Origin of the sequence: Flavobacterium calami, assembly GCF_038290035.1 — a bacterium.
Taxonomy (GTDB): domain Bacteria; phylum Bacteroidota; class Bacteroidia; order Flavobacteriales; family Flavobacteriaceae; genus Flavobacterium; species Flavobacterium calami.
On sequence record NZ_JBBYHS010000001.1, the window covers coordinates 331,220 to 355,475 of the forward strand.

Here is a 24,256-nt window from a genome sequence, read left to right on the forward strand (position 1 = left end):
TCATTTATGTTACTAAAAAACACCTTCCAAAACTTAACAATTGCTGCCGTTGCTTTATTTTCTTATCAAAATAGCGCAGCACAGCAAACTGATAAAGTCTATCTTTCCGGGAAAGATTTTGAACACCCTGTAAAATGGGATTTTTATTGTACCGGAGGCAATAACAGTCAAAAATGGTCTAAAATAAACGTTCCGTCTCAATGGGAATTAGAAGGTTTTGGAGAATATACGTATGGAAGATGGTACAAAGAACTGAACCAGAAAGAACCAAGCAAGGAAGAAGGTTTATACAAATACGAATTTGAAGTTCCTGCCGATTATAAGGATAAAGAGGTTCAGATTGTTTTTGGCGGAGCCATGACAGATACCGAGGTGAAAGTCAACGGAAAACTTGCCGGAGCAATTCATCAGGGAGGTTTTTATGAGTTTAAATATGATATTACTTCGTTATTAAGATTCGGTTCTAAAAATACTTTAGAAGTGCATGTTTGGAAACATTCTGCTAATAAATCGGTTAACGCAGCTGAAAGAAGAGCAGACTGGTGGCTTTTTGGTGGTATTTATCGTCCGGTTTGGCTGGAAGTTTCTCCTAAAACCAATATTCAGCACATTGCTGTAAATCCGAAAATGGACGGTTCCATTACGGTTGATCTGAATCTTAAAAATATTTCTAAAAATACCACTTTAGAAGCAACACTTAAAACTTTAAACGGAGAAAATCTTCAAACGTTTACTTTCCCGATTAAAGCAAAAAGTACGAAAGAATCCATTGCAGCTCAGTGGAAAAACATCAAACCATGGAATCCGGAAAGTCCAAATCTGTATGATTTAGAATTGGTTTTAAAACAAAACGGAAATATTATTCATAAATATGACAAACGAATTGGTTTCAGAACTTTAGAGTTTAAAAAACAAGACGGAATTTATGTCAATGGTACAAAAATCATCATGAAAGGAATTAATCGTCACTCCTTCTGGCCGGAAGGCGGACGAAGTACCAGTAAGAGAATCAGCGATTTGGATGTAAAATTACTAAAAGACATGAACATGAATGCCGTTCGCGGACATTATCCTCCTGACGAGCACTTTCTTGACGTTTGTGATTCATTGGGCCTTTTTGTTTTGAATGAATTAGCGGGCTGGCAAAACTCTTATGATACTGAAACCGGAACTAAACTGGTTACAGAAATGGTTGTTCGCGATGTCAATCATCCTTCTGTAATTATTTGGGATAATGGTAATGAAGGCGGATGGAATTACAATGTTGATAAAGTTTTTGAAGAGAATGATCCACAAAAAAGAATCGTGATTCACCCTTGGGCCGATTTTAATGGCTGGGACACACACCACTACCCGACTTATCTAACCGGAATGCATCGTTTTAACAATGGTGAAAATGTATTTTTCCCAACAGAATTCATGCACGGAACTTACGATAACGGACACGGAGCCGCTCTGGAAGACTTCTGGACACGTTATAAACAAAGTCCGCTTTTTGCAGGAGGATTTATGTGGGCAATGTTAGACGAAGCCGTATTTCGCTCTGATTGGAAGGGAGATGCAAAATTTGACTCGAAAGGTTCTTTGGCTGCGGACGGAATTTTAGGGCCACACCGTGAAAAAGAAGGAAGTTATTATACCGTAAAAGAAGTTTGGGCACCAATTCAGTTTTTGCCTAAACAGGTTACTCCTACTTTTGACGGATCGTTTTTGATTACCAATGATTATCTTTTTAGTAATCTGAATTCCTGCAAAATGGAATTTAAAGTATTGCAATCTGATACAAATGTGCTTTACTCTAATGGCACTTCAAAAGAAATCGGTTCAGGAAAAATTGAGATTCCGAGTATCGATCCCGGAGAAACACGTAAAATACAATTCGCTGTTCCTAATAATTTTGCCGAAGGTGATGTATTATCTATTTCAGCTTACGATCAGTTCAATAAAGAAATTTATACGTGGACATGGCCTATTCACAAAGCAAAATATTATGCTGAAAAATTCTTAGCGGTACAAAATACAAAAGCAAAAGCTTCAGCAACAAAAAACGGAAATGAAATTACTTTAAAAGGCAGTGATGTAACCGTAACTCTTGATGCTTTGACAGGAGAAATTTCTTCTGTTAAAAACGGTACATCCACTATTCCGTTAACAAATGGTCCACGTCCGATTGGAATGAAAGCCAAACTAAAAGAAGTTCAGGTTTCTCAGGAAGGTGACAAAGCAATTTGTAAAGTATTGTATGCGGGAGGCATATCTTCTATCAAATGGATTATGGAACCGGATGGCAGATTTAAAATGGAATTGATAGCCTTGAAAAATTCAGAAAACAATGGTGGCTTTGACGGTGCTGCTTTTGAAGATAAAATCAGTGCGTTCGGAATTACTTTTAGTTTTCCGGAAAAAGGAGTTACCGGAATGAAATGGTTTGGAAAAGGCCCTTACCACGTTTGGAAAAACAGATTAAAAGGAACCACATACGGTATTTGGGAGAAGGATTACAACACCACTATAACCGGCGAAAGTTTTGAAAATCTGGTGTATCCTGAGTTTAAAGGGTACCATGCCAATTTATTAGGAGCAAGCTTAAAAGCGGGCACATCATCATTTAAAGTTTTCAGTGAATCTGATAATTTATTTTTGAGATTATTCACACCGGATTTGCCTAAAAATGCTTTCCCCGGAAGTTATCCACAGCCAACATTCCCGGAAGGAGACATTTCGTTTATGTATGAAATTCCGGCCATGAGAGATTTCAAACCTTTGGAACATCAGGGGCCAGAAAGCCAGCCAACCAATATTCGTATCAAAAGTGGTGATGAGGGAATTAAGATGAATTTATGGTTTGATTTTAGGAAGTAAAAAGAGTTTCAATTTTTTCTTTGTTTCAGGTTTGTTATCGAACAACCTTAACACAAAGCATGTCATTTCAACGAAGGAGAAATCACACCAGAAACTCCGTCCTTAAAGTTGTCAATCTTTGTCGAATTGCGAGTGTGATTTCTCCTTCGTCGAAATGACAAAATTGAGAAAAAAGGGCTTCGACTAAGTTTATTCTGAGCGGAGTCGAAGGCTTTAAAGCAAAAAACGTTATTTGAAACAAAATCGCAAGATCATTTTACAACATACATTTCACATTTTACAAACAACAATATGAAATCACTCAAAATACTTTCTGTCTTATGCCTGACAGTATTATTTTTCAATTTTACTCCTAAACAAAACAATAAACCTACTGTGTACACTGTAGGTGACTCCACCGTAAAAAATGGTCGAGGTGACGGATCCGGCGGACTTTGGGGCTGGGGAGATTATATTGGGCAGTTTTTGGACACTTCGAAAATCAAAATCGAAAATCATGCTTTGGGCGGTACCAGCAGTAGGACTTTTCAGGATAAAGGGTTATGGGAAGCAGTTTATAAAAAACTTAAAAAAGGTGATTACGTCCTGATTCAGTTTGGACATAACGATGACGGTCCACTAAATGACACGCTGCGTGCAAGGGGAACCATCAAAGGAATTGGATCAGAAACCCAGGAAATCGACAACATGCTGACTAAAAAGCATGAAACGGTTCATACTTATGGCTGGTACATCCAGAAAGTAGTTCAGGAAGCCAAATCAAAAGGCGCTATTCCGATTATCTGCTCCCCTATTCCACGAAATGACTGGAAGGAAGGGAAAGTACCCCGAAACGACAAATCATATGGATTATGGGCCAAACAAATTGCAGAAAAAGAAAAGGTAACTTTTATCAATTTGAATGATAAAATGGCCGTTGAAATGGAAAAGCTTGGTGAACAGAAAGTAACCGGAACTTATTTCTACAAAAAAGATCATACACATCCCTCTGCAAAAGGAGCTGTATTAGCAGCTTCGCTAATTATCAATGAACTAAAATCAAGTAAAAACTCTTTAAAAAATTACATTTTAAAAAATCCAAAAATTGTACTTCCGGCTAAAAAAAGAGTGTTTTTAATTGGTGATTCTACGATGGCAAACAATGGCGAAAATCCAAATGCTGTGGGCTGGGGAGTTGCATTTCCAAAATATTGCGATACCACCAGAATTGAAGTGATCAATAAAGCCAGAGGAGGAAGAAGTACACGTACTTACACCAAAGAAGGATTATGGGATGAAGTAAAGAATCAATTGAAACCAGGCGATTTTGTAATGATTCAGTTTGGTCATAACGATGCCGGAGCTATTGATAAGGAAAAATTCAGAGGTTCATTAAAAGGTAATGGAGATGAAACTCAGGTTGTCGTTCGTGACAGTTTAACCGAAACTGTTCATACTTTTGGCTGGTACATGCAGAAATTCATCAAAGAAAGCAAAGAAAAAGGTGCTGTACCCATTGTTTTAAGTCAGACCCCAAGAAACGAATGGCCAAACGACAAAGTAGAACGCAAAACCGATACTTATGGAAACTGGTCAAAGATTGCTGCCGAAAGAGAAAAAGCGTTTTATATTGACCTGAACGAAATTGTAGCTCAAAAATATGAAGCTTTAGGCAAAGAAAAAGTAAAATCGTTTTTTCCAAAAGATCATACACACACAGGAGCTGAAGGCGCTACTCTAAATGCACTGACAGTAGCTGAAAGTCTTAAAAAAATTAAAGACTGTGGATTGAGGGAGTATATTGAAATTCCGAAGTAAGTAAAATGTGAGATGTTAGATGTGAGATGTTAGATGTTAGATGTTAGATGTGAGATGTTTGATGAAATTTAAGAATATAAATTACGTGAAGTTTGAATTTGCAGTTTTTCACTTTTCACATTTCACATTTCACATTTCACATTTCACATTTCACATTTCACATTTCACATTTCACATTTCACATTTCACATTTCACATTTCACATTTCACATGTAATGCATAAAAAAACCTCGTTTAATTTAAACGAGGTTTTTAGTATTATTTTTTTGATTCTTCGATAGAAACTTTTCTGAACTCTTTTAAAAGTTTTTCAATCTCTAAAGATGATTTACGTGCTCTTGCTCCAGCTGCTTTAATACCTTTCTCAGATAGTGATTCAGCTTCTGCTTTAAATGTTTCGATTTCGGCGTTGATTTTTACTAATAAATCTTTCATGATAATTCTGTATTAAATTAAGGGAGCAAAAATATAAGTTTGCTCCATAGTTAACGTAACTTTAGTGTTAAAATTATCCATATTTTTCTTCTTAGTGTTAATTTTTAATAAAACCAAACAGACACATATTCATAATCAATTAATTACATAAATCACATTGAAATTATTTTTTACTCCAAAACGCTTTTTTTAGGGTTTTATGCTGCTTTATTAAGGTATTTTGATGCTAAAATCTATTTTATTTTATCATGATTCACCTTTTTAGCATCTTTTTTGAACTGATTTTCAAGCGCAGTTTTCATTTCTTCAGCTATAGATTTGTTTTCAGAAATAACGTTATTTTTTTCCTGAGAATCTTTTTCAATATTATAAAGTTCATAGTCAGCAGGCGCATTCGCATGTCTGGTTCTAATTATTTTCCATGGCTTGTTGATTAAGGATTCCTGGAGATGGCCTCTCACATAAATTTCCTTATTGGTAATGGTTTTGTTTTCAGAAATCGTGGACCAGATATTTTTCCCTTCAATACTTTGAGGCATATCATTATCTCCAGCTAAAGACAGAATAGTGGGTAGCAAATCTATAACCGAAATATAATTGTCATTTTTGTATTGCTGCAAATGATCTTTCCAGTAGAAAATACAAGGAACACGGATTGCGCCTTCATAATTCGATGTTTTCCAGTCCCTGAGCGGCGTATTATCTCCGAGAGTGGTATTGGACGGATGAACTCCATTATATTCATTTTTCGAATCCCAATTTTCCATAGCACCATTATCGCTCATAAAAATGACCAGTGTATTCTTATCCAGATTTAGCTGTTTTAACTTCTCTAGTAATATCCCGATGCTGTGATCCATGTGGCTCATAGCTGCAGCAAAATCCCTGCGAGAACTGTCTTTTATGGAATTCATATACGGATCTTTCCATTTTTGTTCTTCCTGCAAAGGAAAATGCGGGGCACTGTAAGCAACCTCTAAAAAGAAGCTTTTCTTTGGATCTCTTTTTTCCGAAATCCATTTAATAGCTTCATTGGTTAGTAAGTCCGTTACATGACCTTTTTCTTCAATAAATTCACCATTTCGATACCAGCTTTTATCTCCATTTTTATATAAATGAGTATACTGATCTAATTGTCCGTGAAGGAAACCATACGAATAATCAAATCCATACGCTTTTGGTCCGCTGCTTGGCTGCAACCCAAGATGCCATTTGCCAATAAGTGCTGTTTGATAATTATTTTGATGTAATAATTTCGGCAAGGTCGGAATTGAATCCGGGAGTTTCAACTGACTTTTATCACTAATCGGAGCTACGATTCCCATACGGCTTGCAGGCTTTCCGGTAAACAAACTCGCCCTTGAAGGAGAACAGGTCGGATTTACATAAAACCGGTCCAATTCTACTCCGTTTTTTGCCAGAAAATCAATGTTAGGAGTCTTGATTTCCGAACCGTGATAGCCAACATCATTCCATCCCGCATCATCCGCAATGATCAAAATGATATTCGGTTTTTCAGTTAAATCATTTTTACTTTTTTGGCTATACAAAACTGAAAAACAAAACGATAACATTAGTAATAATTGCATTTTTGTATTCATAATTTTTAAAATTTAATTAAAACTAGACTTCGTTTGAAACTTTATGTATCAATAGGGCTTCGCCGAAGTTTATCCTGAGAGAAGCCGAATGGGCTCAGCCTGACACCTCTTTTAAAATTATTTCACTGTTATATAATCCAGTACAATTCCCGTCTGATTTACAGCAATCGTAATAGTATGCTTTCCTTTATTTTCAATTGAAAAAGGCAATTTTACAATGGCGCTGTTACGAAGCACATTTTCTTTCCAGGTTTTGTCACGGTCTTTAGTGTTAATTGAAAACGACTGTGCCTTATTTCCGTCAATCTGTACTTCTATCTGATGGTCGAAATTGTTTGCATGTGTTGGCAGCAGATGAATTTCTATTTCATAATCACCCGCTTTTTCAACTTCAAATTCATAGGCAATCGAGGGTTTTTCATCAAAATAAGAATGCTTAAACGGAAACAATGTAATCGAATTATTACTGTATCCTAAACCGTTAATTGTTTTCCATTTATAGTTTTTTACCGTTTTGTTGGCAACAAAATTATTTGCATTAATTGTAATAACTGATTTGGTATTTGATTTTGCAGTAACTTCTTCTGAAGTCGCAGGCGCTTTTATGGAATCAAAAACCGGTAAATTTCTTGGTTTCATAGACATCATGTGATTCCATTTTCCATTGCTCATTTTTGTATTATAAAAATGGGTAAGCTCTTTGATTTTCTCATAAGCTTTCGCTGACAAATTCAAATAATTTTCCTTTTGTTTCAAATCGGTTGTCATAGCAGCCAGATTCCAATATAAAAACTTATGGTTCATGTAGGCCGCTCCTTGAATTGGGTAAGTTACCAATTGAAAATATGCATCATCTCTTTCATCGGGAACAAGTCGTCCGAAATCTACAGAAACTGCAGTTTGCAGCTCATAAACCATGTTAATCAAATTATCATAAGCTTTTATTCTTTCAAGGCATTCTTCTTCCGTAAAATCAGAAAGCTTTATTTGTGTAGTTGGTTCTGTCTGGCTCCATCCCATATATTCCGGCTTTCTGAGAAATGCCAATCGGTAATGTTCTTCAAATACAGAACCTAAGTCTGCTGCAATTTGCGGAGAAAACTCTCTGCTAAGCCAATCTTTCAGGTACTGATTGATTCCGTCAGATTTGATACTGTTGATATCCCAAGCCAAATCGAGAAAAAGTTCGGTATCATATTCTCCAGGTTTTATATCTCCTACGTTTACAATCCACATTTTTTGAGCACCATTTTCGTATGCTTTTGTCATTTCGTACCAAATCAAACCCGGTTGCGTTGTGCTCAGCCAAAGATAATCGTGTGGCCTTCCCCAATAACTGATGTGGTAATAAACACCGCTTCCTCCTGCTCTTTTTTGCTCTTCTTCGTTGCTCAGACGACGAATATACCCGTAATTATCATCGGGCCAAACGAGTGTTATATCATCCGGAACTTTTAATCCATTGTCGTATAATTCTAATACTTCTTTGTACGGAACAAAAGCTTGCGGAATATCTTTTAATGGTTTTTTAAAAGTATTCGAAAGCATTTCACGTTGGTTCACAATTATTTTTTCAACCATTTCAATTGATTCTTTCAAATCTTTGGCACCTTCCATTTTGCTGTCGTGAACACCTCGCATACCTAAAGTCATAATCGTTTCATTCTGAAAAGCTTTTACTTCATCCAAACGATCCTGCCAGTATTTATCTACCTGCGTTTTATTGGTGAAATAATTATAATCTCCGTGAATTTTGGGTTTCCATTCATCTACATTGTTTCGGAGCATCGGTTCAGCATGCGATGAGCCAATGACCATGTGGTATTTTTGAGCCATTTCCTTATTCCCCGGAAGGGTAAAAAAGCCTTTTGTAGAAGGGTGCATCGCCGGCCAGATCGTATTGGCTTTTAGTCGTAACAGCAATTGAAAAATTTTCTCGTAGGTTTTGGGCCCCATATTACCAACTTCCGGTTCGAATGTTTTTTCTGCCCAAGGCTCTAATCCCCAGTCTTCATCATTTAGAAATATTCCTCTGTATTGTACCGATGGTGATGAAATGATTCCTTTTTGAGGAAGTTCTAATGCTAGTTTTTCTTTTTTTATCGGATGAACATCTGCCCACCATTTCCATGGAGAAATCCCCAGACGCTCTGTAATTTCAAAAATGGCGTAAACTGTTCCTCTTATATCGCTTCCGGTAACCACAAGATTTTCCTTCTCCTTTTTAATGGAAAATTTTTCCCACTGGCTGGACAAGTCTTTTGATTTTGACTTAAAAAGACCTGATGAAACCTGTCCGATATAAATTCCTTTTTTCGAAATCGTTTTGATTGGAATAATTTCTGGTCTTTTTCCGGTTATTTCTTTTACATCATCAGCCAGTTCGTTTACAGCCCAGACAATTAAAGGATCTGTATTTTTATCGATATAAATTGTAGCTGACTGATTGGAATCTGCAATTGAAAAATTAACTGCGTTTTTATCCTGACTGTAAATGTTGTTACTCAAAAAAATAAGCAACAACAGGGAACTTACAAGTATATTTTTGTTCATCTTTAATTTATTAGCTTTTAGGTCAGTAGATTTCGCTTCAGCATCTAAAAATTAACCACAAATTGCACAAATTGACGCAAATTAATTCGTGAAAATTTGTACATTTTGTGGTTAAATTACACTTTTCAACCTTGCATGTTTAGTTATCCCAAAAAAACAAAGGATCAAAGTTTACACGCATTACATTCGAAAAATTGAACTCCTGTTTTATATTATTAGAGAAATTTACTCAACCAACTGCTTGTTTATCACCACATTTTTTAGCGTAATTCCGTCTACAATACTTTTATCTATAGCAGTTTTAGTCGCTTCAATTTTCAGGTTCTCGAAAGTAAAATTAGATAAACGAACATTCGGATCTTTTTCTACATTAAAAAATGTATCCGATTTCATTTCGATATTTTTTAAAGTCACATGATCGCCATAAGATAACGGAACATCAGGACGTCCTTTTAAATCAAAAAATTGTTTCCATGCCAATACAACCAAACAGTTTTTTGCCTGCCCTTTAATATCTTCTACTCTAATGTACTCGTATCTTTGAGGTGTATCCGGTCTCATTTTTAACCAAAGCATTCTCGTTGCTCCATCAATTTGGCAATTACGCATAATCACATTTCGGTTGTGGATAGATTCACTTCCGTTTGTTAATGCCGAGTGACAGAAACCAAATCTACAGTCTTCGATGATGATATTAGCATTTGGCCCGTTGTTTTTATCCTGATCCGCATAAGGTCCTTTACCGCCTTTTAATGCAATTGCATCATCATTTACAGACAAATAACACCCTTTTACTAATACATTCGTACAGATATCAACATCGATTGCATCTGTACTTGGAGCTTTAACTTCTAAGTGAGGAGAGAAGATGTATAAATCTAATAGTTTTACATTATTACATTTATAAAAATGATTCGTCCAGAAACCTGAATTGATCAATTTAACATCCTGGAATTGTACATTATTTGAGTTCCATACAAAAACCAGTCTTGGTCTTGAAACCTCCAAATTGGTACATTTTGGATTGATTTTGCGTCTCGCCCAGAAAGCTTCGTAATACTTATAACCGTTACCGTTGATGGTTCCTTTTCCTGAAATAGAAAAATTATCCACACCATAAGCGTTTACCAAAGCCGGAAAATAATCCAGATTCTGACCTTCCATTCTGGATGCCATAATTGGATAATTGGCAATATCATCAGAGCCTTTTAAAGTACCTCCTTCAGAAACGTATAAACTTGTTTTAGGTTTAAAAAACAAAGCGCCGCTAAGAAAAACCCCTTTTGGAATCACGATTACTCCACCACCATTTTTGGCCGCATTATCAATAACCTTTTGGATTGCAACGGTCTGGATCTTGGTACTGTCTTTAGTAACTCCAAAATCTGTAATGGTGTATTGCTTCCCTAAATCTTTCAATTGGAGTTTGGTATAATCTTTAAACCAGGGTGTAATGGCGCTTCCATCAGGAAATGTATCGTTTGTATAATTTTGAGAAAATGCAGACTGGGAAATTCCCAAAATGCAGATTGCAAGTGTCAATAATCTTTTCATTGTATCTTTTTTGGTTTTTAAATTTTATGAGGTTTTATTTTAATTTGACTGATAGAAATATAATATCCTGTGCTTCCGTAATTTGATTTCCTTTTATCTGACCAGTTGGGTCTTTCTCCTGTAACAGAAACAGTTAAACTATAGTTGTCTTTTTTCAATATTGGAGATCTGAATACCTGTGTTGATGTAGAGAATTTGCTGTACATATCCACAAGAGCAGTAACAATTATCTTGCCTTTTTTATCGGCCAAAGTAACATTTGCATAACCATTTTCTGAACCAACAAGGCTGTACAAAGCAATTTGCTCACCGGAAAAACTTAGAGTAAACGAAGAGTCTTTTTCATCAGATTTGCTTTCAGAATCGGTATGCTTCCAATTTCCATGATATTGAATTTGTGTATCGGTATTTTTAATGATTTCGTCATTATTTTCTGCAACAGATGAAATTCCGGTTAAAGTATCAAGTTGCCAGGCATCCTGATAATTAGGAATCGATATTGAATTTCCTGAAATAGTAAGTGGCTGCCAGACATACGTTGCCGATGAAGCCTGTTTAGGAAAAGACCAGCGATCGCCCATAAACATATACGTTGTGCCTTTTGTCCCCTGAATTGGTAATACAAAAGTCGATTGAGAATTCCATGTGAGTGTTCCCTCAGGAGCGATTAAACCTTGAGAAATCCAAGGGCCTTTGAGCGAATCAGATGTGTAGTAATAATTGTCATTTTTCTCCCAACTCGTTAAATGTGAGCCTATAAAATAATAAAGTCCGTCTTTTTTAAGCATCGTCGGAGATTCGAATCCTGATGTGATATTTTCGTTTACTTTCTCCGTAACCGATTTATAATCATCTGCTAATTTATAAATTTCACCACCATGAACTAAAATATAGCCGGAACCATCTGTATCCTGAAAAGTTCCCATGTCCCATTTTTTTATCGGTTTTCCGTTAAACAAAAGCGGGCCTTTAAACTCATAAGGTCCATTTATTTTCCTGGAAACTGCGTAGCCTACAAACTGATCTTTATAGGTTAAGGTATCGGCGTGCATGTACATGATAAATTCTCCTGTTTTCGGACATTTCATCACTTTGACTCTCTCTCCCACACGATTTGGACCTAATTTACCGGATTTTTGTAGCGGTAATGCAATGCTTTCAAATTTCCAGTTGCAAAGATCTTTTGAAGAATAACAATTAAATCCGACAAATGCATTGCTGGTATCTGTATGCGCTTCACCAAAAAGATAAAATGCATCTTTCTCTTTAATAATATTGGCACCATGGGCGCTTACAATATTTCCGTTTTGATCAAACCATGGTGTTCCGGAATAGATGGCATCCATTTTTCCTGACTTTTGTGCGAAAGAAAAAGTCAAACTCATTACCAAAATGGCACAAATGATTTCTTTAGGCAGGCTTCTGAAAATAAAACAATTATTTCTGAACATTTTTTATATAAAATTACAGCACAACCAAATTTACTTTTTCCATAAGTCTTCAGTATCCTGTTCTATACTGCATTTCTTTTTAAATCACTTATTTACGCTTAAGCCATTCTTTTGGAACATTTACAATACAGATATTCATTGTACGATTGTCCTCAGAAAGCATCGCCGACTGAATCTGAATTTTAGTTCCGTCTCTGTTAAATGTTGGATGAATATGATCGGCTGCAGTTTGTTTATGTCCCGTAGTAAGCATCATCATTTCGTTTGTGTTCCTGTCTATTAAATACAAACTTCTCGAAAAATCGTCTCCTACTGCCCATCTTCCGTCTGCTGAACCGTGTACATGCCATAATCCGCTGCCGCTTTTGGTTTGTCCGGCAATAATCATTTCACGGGTTCTAAGATTTACTATTCCTAAACCTGTAGGTTTTTCACGGGTTCCAGTATTTCCCCAATTACTTTCCTGACCGGGATTGACTGGATTTTTAATTTCTCCGTTTAATGCAACTTCTACAGGAGCATCTTTTTGGATATCAATTTTACGATGCCCCATGATTGCTATGGCTACTTCATCCTTAGAAATAACAGCTTCATGAGTCACCCATTCAAAATCAGATTCGGGATATAAAGGTCGCAAACCCGTTCCGTCTGCCATAACTGTCCAGGTGCGCTGTGGAGATTTCCCACCTGTTTCCCAGCAAAAAACAATCTCACCCGGATTCCAGATATTAGACTGAATATGACCTACCTGAAAAGGTACCGAAACCACATGTTTAAATTCACCTGTTTTCAAATTCATACTACCAATACCACCTGGTCCTGCACCCATGTTTCGGGGACCAAAACTTTTTTCAATTTTAATATTAGGATCTAAATGTCTTGCAGCTTCTTCTTTTCCAACCCGAAAATAAACCTTTTCTTCATCAGCATCCAAAGCCATATCCCCAGAAGCACTCATTTCAGGTTTTGTTATTCCGCAAATTCGTTCGTAAGCTGAAACAGGTTTCATTTTCCCGGATTTACTGTCTTTAAAAACAGCTTCCAGATTGACTTCCATAATCTGCATTTTATCACCCTCGATTTGACGCATAAAATACAATTTCATCGATTTCTGCGCCATGCAAAGTGTTCCTGTGTAGCCACCTTCTGTAACCTGAACCATCACGCCCGATTTTTCGTTGACAGCTACTGCTTCTCCATTTGCTCTTTTGGTTCTGAAAATTAACCATTCTCCATCTGAAGTCCATTGCGGATGGGTTGGATAAGTTTTAGAATCGCCTGCTGATTTAGTCGTTAAAAAAATTAAGTCAAGACCTGTAACGGGATCTTTTATAATCTTTTTCTCAGATGGAAATCTTGTTCCAATCTGACTGAAAGTCAATAGGGTAAAAAACAAGAAAAATATATTTATTGTTGATTTTAATTTCATCTTAGTTTCAATTTGAATTGACAGGTATTCTACATAAAAGTTTCTTTAAGTATCGCCTCAATTAATCTGGCAAAGGCGTAAAGCTGCAGATTTTTTATTTGAAGTAATAAAATTTGTCTAAAGCCAATAGGACAAAAAAAATTTACCTCCAGCTAAAGCTGGAGGCTATTAATCTCAATAAAGCTTTACATTTTTTAGCTTTAGAATAATTTATTTAATCATTATTATGAATAAAATTCAAAACTTCTAACTTTTGACAAATAACATTTTACTTTTAAATTACTTGTGAAGATTGTTTTTTCCTTCAACTTTTAATTGGATAGCGCTGTCGTTTATCTGAAACTGAGTATCTTTTAACAACAAAATCACTTCGGCTCCAGCCAATAAAACCGGACCATAACCGTGTGCTGCGAAAACATTTATGGGACGATAGTAATAAAATGCAGGATCAAACCCCATTCCGGTTCCTACGCAGGTTCCTTCAACCTGACCTTTGTCGTTTACTTTTGAAGCAACAGCATTCCAGCCTAATAAAACGGCCGGCCCGTAGGTCATTTTATCGACATAACCGCGATTAATTGCTCTTGCAATTGAATACGTATAAATAGCCGTAGCAGAAGTTTCCAGATACGAATCATTTCTATCCAGTAATTGATGCCAAAAACCGGTTCCATGTTGATATTGTACCAATCCTGCAATGTGTTTTTGAAGCTGTGTCAAAACCTGAGAATACCCCGGATGATTTTTAGGCAAGACTTCAAGTAATTCAACCATAGTCATTACAGCCCAGCCATTTGCCCTAGCCCAGTGAAATTGTGGATGAACTTCCATAGACTCTACCCAGCCATGCATGTAAATCCCTTTTTGTTCGTTGAACATTCGTTTAGAAAACTGATTAACTTGTTTTACAGCATCATCAAAGTATTTTGAATCGCCGGTATAAGCTCCCATTTGTGCTAAAGCAGGTACACTCATAAACATATCATCCAGCCAAAGCGTATTGTCCTGAGGTCTGTTTCGGGCTAAAGTTCCGTCTTTTAATCTGAATTGTTCTTTGCTGATAAAGTGAATGTAATTGTTTACCAAAGGATCAATATTGGCTTTTAAACCTTCTTTTTTGGCTTTGATAAAGGCTGCGCAAAGTGCTCCTGCAAAATCCAGTGCTTCCGGATGAAGCGTTTTGAGCATGTCTTTGTCCTTGATGTTTTTTTCCTGAATATTTTCAGCAACGTCAGCGATTAATTGTATTCTTTTATTCGAATAATCGGCAAAATATTTTTCTCCTGTGGCTTTAGAGGCCAAAAGCATTCCGGCATACGTAACGCCCCATTCATAGCTGGTTAGTCTGAAAGCACCCGGCTCAAAAATGACGTCTTCCTTATTTTTCTTGTAATCCGTAATTTCAGCCTTTGTTGTGGCATTCACAATTTTTGAAGCCGAATTTTTATCTAAAAAATTGTAAACCCTGTCCAAAACCGCTTTTATGTTTTCCTTTTGCGGAATAACATACGGTGTTGGATAATCAGGCTGCATCAAATGTAATGGGGTTGTAGCATCATTTGTCTGGGCATTTGCAAAACTACAGGCCCCAAAAACAAGTAAGGTTATAATTTTAGTCGGTTTATAGGTCATGGTTAGATATTTTTAGTTAGTGAAATTTTATTATTTGCTTACTTCAATCTTTATTTTAGCCGAAAGCTGTTTAGCAAGAGTCGTTACATAATTACTGAAATAAGCTGAATCTTTGAAGTTTGGATCAGCGCTCAGTTCCCAGCCTGCAACAGGGTAATAACTAATTGGCTGATTGTTTTTTGTACTTACTTTTATCAAATAGGAATTGGTCAGTTTACCTGTTTTTGGAGCTTCAATATAGCCTATATAATTTGCTTTTGGGATTATAACTGCTGTTCCCAGAATCCATTGACGCTCATAAGTCAGTTTATCATGCTGAATAAAACAAACATAATCTCCGGAATCAATTACCTGCAACGGATTTTGATTGTTGATGTTTGAAAGCGCAATAGCCAACGTTTCATTACCTTTTAGTCCGTTTAAAGAAACTGTATTTTTATATCCATACATACCAGGCCAGATTGAAGCCGTTTCCTGCACCTGATATTTGTTTCCTGAAGCCTGCCAGTTTTGATATCTATAACTCAAAACCGAATTTACAGGGCCTTCGCTTACAATTTTGAAAGTCGTTTTTTCAACATTATTAATCGTATCATTAATCAGAATTCCGAGTCTGTTGATTTCATTTCCAACAATTAATCCGTATCCGCCCAATCCGGCCGAAGTTCCAACAGGAAAAATATCCCTTCCCCAGTCGTGCATCTGATGATAATTATCTTCTACTGCTCCAGTGCTGCTGATTCCAACGTTTTCTGGTGTGATACCGGGAGTTCTTTTACCAAAAACATCTTTACAGTTTCTTCCATCCAGATAATGTCTGAAACCCACTTTATCATTTTCCCAGGTAGGGCCATCGGTCTGATATTTTTGAAAACCTAATTTTTTGTACACCTGATTCGCTAATAAAACTTCTTCAGTTGCAGGCTGTACAGGTAAATTTTCTGCTTCTCTTTTTCCGAAACGTGCACTGGTTTTTATTGTATATTTAGGATCAACATTTGACCATTTAAGTTCAAGTGTTTTCTTTTCTTTAGCAGAAAAATCAGCCACAAAAAATAACTCATCCCATTTTCCATCACCATCCAAATCATTTACCTGTGCCGGAATCGTATCTGAATTTTGCACTATTATTGGAAAAAATTTTTCAATACCTTTTACCTTTAATGTGCTTCTTTTTATTGAAACTGCTTTTTGAGGCAATTCTAAATCCGAATTATTGGTTAAAACTATTTTGGATTGTGATTTTTGTGCTCTACAACTTAAAAAAATCATAGCTGATAAAGCTATTGAAAGACTGAGTTTCGATTTCATTATACTTATTTTTATTTTACTAACTTATTTGACCGCAACATCCCAAATTTTTGACAATCTGGATTTTCCTTTTGGTCCTGAAATGTCTAAAACTACGACATATTTTCCAGCCTCTTTATATTCATGCACCGGATTTTTTTCTGATGACGTGCTTCCATCTCCAAAATCCCATTTGTACGATTCAATTTCACCTTCAGACTGGTTGATAAAAGCTACTGTCCTTTTATTTTTATCAATGACATTGAAAGTCCATTTTGCACTGATTTCTTTTTGAAATTGTTTTTCTAAAGGCATTAATTTAAACGGAAGACTGTAAGAAGCATTTCCATACATTTTATGCTCTTTTGAAAGATTCCAAAATCCGTTGTTCGCCTCTTTATTGACATCATCATAATCAATAATCGCCCAGCAAAGTCCGATGTTTTTATTTTCTTCTAAAATAGATTCTACAGCTCTTGAAGGATCATTTCCTGCATAGTCAAAAGGTGTTATCCAGAATTCCAATGTCAATTTTCCTGATTCTCCTGCTTTAAAATTATAATTAGAAGCAGAATTAGCATACGGAAGTTCCTTAATCCAGGGCTGGCTTCCCCAAACCAATGTCCAGTCTTTTCCTTCTGCAGGAGTAAAAATATGATAGTTTTGGGCATGCACTCCGTGATAAGAAAAAAAGGCATCCATTGTATTTGTCAAAGCCGGATTGGGATGAAACCTGTCTATAAATGGTCCGCCGGACTGATCTGCATCAACAATAACTTCAAAAGTATCATTGTGAAGACCCGGCAATGAGAAATCCCAGTAATCATCATAAGCTTCATACAAAAAATACAGGCGGTTCAGACCTTTCACCCAGGCAACTTTAACACTAACATCTAAATTTTTAGGATTTGCTTTGGCATGTTTTCCGCTGTCTTCCCATAACTGATCCATTCCAACCGTATAACTTTCAGGAACCATTTTCCAGTCATCCGACTTTCCGTCTATCGTTGGGATTTTATTCGCCGGAAACTGAAAAACTTTAAAAGTTCTGGTATCTTGTGACCAGCATTGAAACAACGTGCAAAACATTATCGCTAAAAAAAATGTATTCTTTGTATGAAGTTTCATAAGCATGTTATTTAATTTTTACTCGGATTCAAGGCTGTTTTTTTTGAATAATCAGAAGAATATTAATCTAAATGAAAAACTTCCTTCAGACCAATAGCAACAGGAGAATTATCAGGGTTGGTTTCCATAATGTCGCCCATGTAAGCCCACCATTTTTTCACAATCGGATGGTTTGGCAATAAATCAAAATCGAAATCATCACTTATTTTTTGAACCGCAAAAAGAATTAATGTTTCTTCGTCCAGAAAAATACTGTAATCCTGTATGCCGGTTTCTGAAAGTAAATTTGCCAACTCAGGCCAGATCTCGTCATGTCGTTTTTTGTATTCCGTTTCAAATCCCGGTTTCAATTTCATTTTAAAAGCATTTCTTACCATAAATTTTAATTTTTTAAAGAGTATTTTTATAAAGATATTTACATTATTTTAAAAATAAACGAAGAGGCTGTTTCAAACTTTCCGCCTTGTGAGGCAGTAAACAAATAAGTCGCTTTTCCGTTTTGAAATAACAACTGAGGACGCTCTGCACGACCATAACGGTTGAGATGTTTTGGAGCCTCTGGCTGATTGATATATTTATTTAAAGGCTGATAGGATATTGAAGGATCAGACCAATGAATTCCATCATCGGAATCCATATAAAGTCCGTTGTCCTGTCCAAAGACTCCCAAATCCCTTGCCAGCATTTTGAACTTTTTATCTTCATACCACACAAAAGCATCTTCACATTGTTTGTTATCTCCTAATTTAGAAAAATCAACCACGGGATTACCTTCATATTTTTTATATGGCCCTTCCAGAGATTTAGCTACAGCCAATCCATACTGTCTGTTTCCTTTGATTGGAAATTTTGGATGTACATAATTTTCTGTATTTAATGATTTATAATACAGCCAGTATTCACCATTTGGATGTTTTAAAAAAGAAGGATTTGTAGTCAAAAGATCATCCCATGAGCCTTCATTTCCCGGAAGCAATAAAGGTTCATCTGGTCTTTTCCATGGGCCGTAAAGAGAATCTGAAGTCGCTAATCCAATACGCTTGGTATTCATTTTACCATTCGAATTTCCCATAAAAAACAACGCATATTTTCCGTCCACAAAATGAATACTCGGATTATGACAAGTCGTTGCATCCCAAAAGCCTTCACCACGGGGAGCCAAGACAGTACTCACATACGTGTAAGGACCTTCTGGTTTATCAGCAACGGCATGAGCAATTTCAGAACCGTTAATCCAGCCACTCATTGATTTAGATTTTTTCCAACGCGAAAAAAAGACATGAATTTTACCATCAGGCCCTTCAATTGGACTATTGCACCATATATAATAATCTTCAAATTCAAGTGCACGTCCTACCGGTTTAAGTCTTTTTTCGAATTCAGAAAGTTTCGGATCAGACAGAAAAGTATTGCTTCTGATTGGAAACGGAAGACAAAGCCCAATAAGAGCTAATGAATTTCCAATTATGAATTTTCTTCTGTTCATTTTATTTTAGATAAAAATCAAATTTTTAATATTTTAAAACATCCCAATTAATGTTTTAAATTAACATATACCGGTTTATCACGGTTACACACAATTTCGCCATTTATGTATTCTAATTCTGCGACTTGTATCGAACTTCTTCTTGTTTCAAAATTATCAATTCCTTTATTTTCAGGTATTCTTCCCGGATGGGTAAAATAAAAAACATAGGCTTTGTCATCATTTACAATAACATCAGCATGTCCGCCTATTACTTTGTCATCTTCTCCCGTTCCCGGAATTTGAAGAATGTTTTTTTCCTGTCTTTTCCAGTTTATAAAATCATCCGAAGAGAAAACAGCCAAACCCTTCCATGGATCTGTAATCATCCAGTTTTTTCCTTTCCAGCTAAAAATTTTAGGACCTTCTCCTCTGTCTTTTACTACTTTTTTTCCACTGTCTGCCCAATGGTACAAATCTTTACTGTCGGCATAATAAATTGATTTTCCGTCATTTTCATTGTTGTAATACATGCGCCAGTTTCCGTCAGGCAATTGAAATACGGAAGCATCAATACAACGTTCTGAAGCCAGTTTTAGTTGTGATTCAAATTTCCAATTGATCAAATTTTTACTGGTCAGATGCACAATATATCTCGGATGTTTCCAATCTTCAAAAATACCCGGAACAATCGTTAAGTACATGTGATATTTTCCTTTGTGTTTAATGACTTCGGGAGCCCAGTAGGTAACATCTTTAATTTTATAATCGATATTGCAATTGGTTTTATATTTCCAATGTGCCCCTTCATCTGATTCGGCTATACCAATGGGAGTTCCATGCACCCAGCTCACTCCATCACTATCAATATTAGCTCGTCGATTGGTATAAAACATCAGCCATTTTTTATCTTTTTTACTCCAGATAATAGTCGGATCTGCAGCACCATCAAAAACAGGATCCCGATATAAAGGCTTATCTGCAATTTCGTTTTTTACTTCCTGGGCAAAAGCGGAAAGACAAAATAAAAAGTATAAAAAGGATATTTTTTTGAAGTTTATGAGGTGGTATTTCATGTAATAAAGTAAAGTGGTTGTCCCAAATTTATTTATTTATTATGCGAATAGCATCCTGTGCTATACTGTACTTTTTAAAGCTTAAAAAGAGTGATTAGTACTAGTCATTAGTGATTAACTTTTCTTTTAGCTATCTTCACTAATCACTAATGACTAATCACTCTTCACTAATCACTTACAATATTATTTCTCAATCAGAATTTTAAGTGTTTTAGTTCCTTCTTCACTAATTACTTTTAGAAGATAAACACCATAATTATGATTAGGAATACTAAATGCAGCATTTTGATCATTCCCAGTAAGTTCAATATCTTTTTTCACTAAAACCTGACCTGTTATATCTGAAATTACAACGGTTGCCTTAGATGATTTATAACCATTAAATCGGATATTAAATTGTCCCGAAGAAGGATTTGGATATACCAGTACTTCTGCTGTTACAGAAGCAGTTGTTTTTTTAACTCTTAAACTCGAAATGTCTTTGATAACAATATTCGATGCTGGAACCGGAGCCATATCATATCCCAGAAAAAAGCTCGGATGAGGAGGCTGATTGTAAGCCGAATTTTGCCATGCAATTGCTGTACGGTATTGAGGATCATGCATCAGGGTAGGAATTCGGTAATCAGAAGCGATATTGGTTGTAAAAAGAATCAGGGCTGTATTATCACTACGACGAAGAATAATTTCCTCTCTCCAGTCACCTAAGATATCTCCTGTAAGTGCAGGGTTCTTTTTAGAATCGTTATTTGAAGAAACCGGAGCTGCCTGATAAATGGTGAATAAGCGGTTTAGTGATTGCGTAGTTGGGTTCCATTTATCCATAATTGTACCGTCAAGCAATTCACGACCTAAATCGCCATCCCACCAAACAGCAGCATTTACAGCCTGACTTCCGTTAGTTGGTCTGCTTGTACCAATTTGTCCATCCTGAACATTATACAAATTCCCAGCGGAACTCCACATTTCATAGCCTCTGTGGTTAGGATCAATATCTGCTGCCAAAGCACGGCCAACATCACCTGTCGTTACTGCTCCAAAAATCATTTTACCGGTTTTAGCATCATTAAGCCTGATTCCGTATGGGCTATATTGACTTTCGGATTCCAGACACTGCCAGATTTCCTGACCGGGACGATCCGGATCCATATCCGACATGTGAAGCGCATCGCCATGTCCCTGCCCGTAAGTCCAAAGTCGTTTTCCATCATCATTAATAGCACTTGAACCATTTATAATTTCGTCTTTTCCGTCACCATCCACATCACCAATAGTCATCTGATGATTTCCCTGACTTGAATAGGCATTGTTGGCAGGGTCACTGGCATCTTTACTGTCAAAAATCCAACGAAGCGTTAGTTGTCCATCGCGCCAGTCATAAGCCGCACGCATTAATTTATCATAATAACCACGACCCACAATCAAACTCGGACGAGCACCGTCTAAGTAAGCTACCGCAGAGACAAAACGATCCTGACGATTTCCGTAAGTATCACCCCAATCTGCTGTATTTGCTCTAGCCGGCTGATAAGCAACTGTTGCCATAGCTGCGCCTGTTAAACCATTGAAAACAGTCAGGAATTCAGGACCAGATTGTACCCATCCTCCTGAATTACGATAATCTACAGTAGAATTTCCAATCACAACTCCAGTTCCATCAATGGTTCCATCAGCTGTTTTTAAAATTATTTCAGCTTTTCCGTCTCCATCAAAATCATAAACCATAAACTGATTAAAATGTGGACCTGCATTTACGTTTTTACCTAAATTAATTCTCCAAAGCAAAGTGCCGTTCATTTTGTAGCAATCGAAAATTTGTTCCCCTGAAAATCCTCCTCCGTTATGATTCAATAATGTAGGATCCCATTTTAAGAAAATTTCATATTCACCATCTCCGTCAACATCTCCCACACTGGCATCATTTGCTGTATAAGTATATGCTGTTCCATCCGGAATTGTACCTCCCGGCGGAATTTGCAACGGAATTGACAATTGATTATTTGCCCAAACTGAAACAGGAGCCGATGCTGCACCTTCAGTACCACCGATAACTGCTTTTATTGTGTAGCTTCCATTTGTTGTAATATTATCGATATAATTTGTCGAAGATGTAATAGGAGCCGAATTGACTTTTACATTATCCCTGTACACATTAAAAGCAATATTCGAAGGATCATTGCCCAGCAATCTCCAGCTAATAAAAACTTCATTGGTCGATTTACGCAAGGCAACTACACCACGGTTCAGAAATTCTACCTGTTTTGGTGTATTCACTACCGCATCAGGGAATGCTAACGTGTTAAATCTTATATTTTCTCCATAAGTAGTACCTCCATTGATAGCATAAGCTCTCACATAATATAACGTAGCAGGGGTAAGACCTGGAATATTTACCGAAAAGCTGCCTGTCCCACCTGTATGGGCTACAATTTTGGTATTGGCGACAGTCGGATTGCTGCTTGTGCTGTATACAATTCCTCTTTCTGTAATAGCTGTTCCTCCATCAGAAGTAATATTTCCTCCTGATTCTGCCGTTGTAGAAGTAAGATTTGCGACTGCGTTTGTAGTTAAAATCGCAGGCGGTGGAGCTGGAACATAAGTTCTCACGATAGGGGTTAAAATGCCTCCTGTATTTGCTTTGGTGTAAACGACATAAGGATACAGACTTCCTGCAGCAATTGTTAAATTACCAGTAGGTTCATCAATACCTCTAACTACAGTCGGATCTTTCATTTCTGTCCATGTAGTTGCACCGGCAGCTTGTTTAAACACTCGTGCAGAATAAGTAGGAGTACTACTTACATTATCAATAAAAGAACAATACAGATTACCCGATATATCTTTTATTAAACTTAAACCTGGTGAATCTCTGGAAGCTATTCTTGTAGTGGAACTCCAAGCTGCAGTAGTTTTATTATACTCAATAGCTGTAGCTCTGTTAGAATCAGCTGTGTTAAAATACACAATAACAGGGTTACCAATAGAATTAATTGCCATACTGGTGTGACGAATACCGGCAGTTATCGTAGGGGTAATGTAATTCCAGGTTCCGCCAGTAAATTGATAAAAAGCCATGGTACCGGTAGAACTTGTAGCTGTAGCCAAACTACAAAATACCAGCCATGGCACATCAGCCTCATCTATGGCAAGACTTACCCCTACAGCTATCTGCGCAGCATTATTTGCAGTATTCAATGGAAATATACCTACCGTTATCCATGAGGTTCCATCAAATTTTTTGACAGTAGGAGTTAATGAAGCGCCTTCTCCAAAAGCAATATAAGGATTGTTATCCGAGTCAAAAGCTAAGGAACATCTTGGTGTTGAACCATATTGCGAAACACTATTGGTAACTGAACCAGTAGAAACATAGAGGTTGTTTGTTTCATTATTTAATGGCTCCCATGCATTTGCAGCAGCATTATAAATCTTTACAGCTAATTTATTTCCATTTGCAACATCAACATAAGTAACAAATAGTCGGTTAGTCTTATCCAGTAAAATTCTGGAGAATGAAAGGTTCGCTCCGATATCATTCCCTACTTGTTCCCAGCTTCCTGTGGCAGTATTTCTTTTTTTCACTTTGACAACAAGTCCTGTTGCTTCCCTGAAAACTACATAAGGGACATCATTTAAAACGGCGATAGAAGTATAAGAAGAAGCATCCGAAGACACCTGTGATTCATTACCCAGAATATTCCAGTTTTGTGCAAATGAGTGATGAAGGTTAAAAAAACTAAAAAGCGTAATAAAAATAATTTCAAGGAATTGTTTCCGAAAATGAATTGGTTTAAATTCAAAAAGTACTTGTTTTTTCATAAATGGTTGGTTAAAAGGTTAGTGATACTAAAATTATCGGGATAAATATTTAATACCGTCCTGTTCTACCCTGCTAATTTTCTGAAAATTAGATTTTTACACTTTAAAGAAAGCTTGAAAAGAAAACTAATAAACTAGAAATCAATAAATTAAACACAACAGCT

Annotated in this window: 15 protein-coding genes; 2 read left to right on the forward strand and 13 right to left on the reverse strand. The window is 36.4% G+C overall.

Annotation, left to right across the window (positions count from 1 at the left end; all coding sequences use genetic code 11):
* Nucleotides 1-6: 6 nt before the first annotated feature.
* On the forward strand, nucleotides 7-2,862 hold the full coding sequence (locus AAEO57_RS01130) for a glycoside hydrolase family 2 protein (RefSeq protein ID WP_341688636.1): 2,856 nt from the start codon (nucleotides 7-9) through the stop codon (nucleotides 2,860-2,862).
* Nucleotides 2,863-3,153: 291 nt separating this feature from the next.
* On the forward strand, nucleotides 3,154-4,659 hold the full coding sequence (locus AAEO57_RS01135) for a rhamnogalacturonan acetylesterase (RefSeq protein WP_341688638.1): 1,506 nt from the start codon (nucleotides 3,154-3,156) through the stop codon (nucleotides 4,657-4,659).
* A gap of 258 nt (nucleotides 4,660-4,917) precedes the next feature.
* On the opposite strand, the gene AAEO57_RS01140 is transcribed toward AAEO57_RS01135, so the two are convergent.
* From AAEO57_RS01140 to AAEO57_RS01200, 13 genes are all read right to left on the reverse strand, one after another.
* Complete coding sequence (locus AAEO57_RS01140; protein WP_163407400.1) at nucleotides 4,918-5,094, reverse strand: histone H1; 177 nt, start codon at nucleotides 5,092-5,094, stop codon at nucleotides 4,918-4,920.
* Between the two features lie 233 nt (nucleotides 5,095-5,327).
* A complete protein-coding gene (locus tag AAEO57_RS01145; RefSeq protein ID WP_341688642.1) occupies nucleotides 5,328-6,695 on the reverse strand; it encodes a sulfatase-like hydrolase/transferase in 1,368 nt (455 codons plus the stop codon).
* 117 nt (nucleotides 6,696-6,812) lie between these two features.
* Nucleotides 6,813-9,248, reverse strand: coding sequence for a glycosyl hydrolase 115 family protein (locus tag AAEO57_RS01150; RefSeq protein WP_341688643.1), 2,436 nt, complete (start codon nucleotides 9,246-9,248; stop codon nucleotides 6,813-6,815).
* Nucleotides 9,249-9,473: 225 nt separating this feature from the next.
* Nucleotides 9,474-10,802, reverse strand: a complete 1,329-nt coding sequence (locus AAEO57_RS01155; RefSeq protein ID WP_341688644.1) for a rhamnogalacturonidase — start codon at nucleotides 10,800-10,802, stop codon at nucleotides 9,474-9,476.
* A 17-nt stretch (nucleotides 10,803-10,819) separates the two neighbouring features.
* A complete protein-coding gene (locus AAEO57_RS01160; protein WP_341688646.1) occupies nucleotides 10,820-12,253 on the reverse strand; it encodes a family 43 glycosylhydrolase in 1,434 nt (477 codons plus the stop codon).
* An 88-nt stretch (nucleotides 12,254-12,341) separates the two neighbouring features.
* The gene (locus AAEO57_RS01165; protein WP_341688648.1) at nucleotides 12,342-13,682 is read right to left on the reverse strand and encodes a hypothetical protein; all 1,341 of its coding nucleotides are present in this window, start codon (nucleotides 13,680-13,682) and stop codon (nucleotides 12,342-12,344) included.
* A 279-nt stretch (nucleotides 13,683-13,961) separates the two neighbouring features.
* On the reverse strand, nucleotides 13,962-15,314 hold the full coding sequence (locus AAEO57_RS01170; protein ID WP_341688650.1) for a glycoside hydrolase family 88/105 protein: 1,353 nt from the start codon (nucleotides 15,312-15,314) through the stop codon (nucleotides 13,962-13,964).
* 30 nt (nucleotides 15,315-15,344) lie between these two features.
* Nucleotides 15,345-16,625 (reverse strand): DUF4861 domain-containing protein, encoded by a 1,281-nt coding sequence (locus AAEO57_RS01175; RefSeq protein WP_341688652.1) that lies wholly within the window; start codon nucleotides 16,623-16,625, stop codon nucleotides 15,345-15,347.
* A 24-nt stretch (nucleotides 16,626-16,649) separates the two neighbouring features.
* Complete coding sequence (locus AAEO57_RS01180; RefSeq protein ID WP_341688654.1) at nucleotides 16,650-17,732, reverse strand: PKD domain-containing protein; 1,083 nt, start codon at nucleotides 17,730-17,732, stop codon at nucleotides 16,650-16,652.
* 62 nt (nucleotides 17,733-17,794) lie between these two features.
* The gene (rhaM, locus tag AAEO57_RS01185) at nucleotides 17,795-18,109 is read right to left on the reverse strand and encodes an L-rhamnose mutarotase (protein ID WP_341688656.1); all 315 of its coding nucleotides are present in this window, start codon (nucleotides 18,107-18,109) and stop codon (nucleotides 17,795-17,797) included.
* 38 nt (nucleotides 18,110-18,147) lie between these two features.
* Nucleotides 18,148-19,218 (reverse strand): glycoside hydrolase family protein, encoded by a 1,071-nt coding sequence (locus tag AAEO57_RS01190; protein ID WP_341688659.1) that lies wholly within the window; start codon nucleotides 19,216-19,218, stop codon nucleotides 18,148-18,150.
* 47 nt (nucleotides 19,219-19,265) lie between these two features.
* Nucleotides 19,266-20,273: a family 43 glycosylhydrolase gene (locus AAEO57_RS01195; RefSeq protein ID WP_341688661.1), complete on the reverse strand. Its 1,008-nt coding sequence runs from the start codon at nucleotides 20,271-20,273 to the stop codon at nucleotides 19,266-19,268.
* Nucleotides 20,274-20,456: 183 nt separating this feature from the next.
* Nucleotides 20,457-24,092 (reverse strand): rhamnogalacturonan lyase family protein, encoded by a 3,636-nt coding sequence (locus AAEO57_RS01200; RefSeq protein WP_341688663.1) that lies wholly within the window; start codon nucleotides 24,090-24,092, stop codon nucleotides 20,457-20,459.
* Nucleotides 24,093-24,256: the final 164 nt, after the last annotated feature.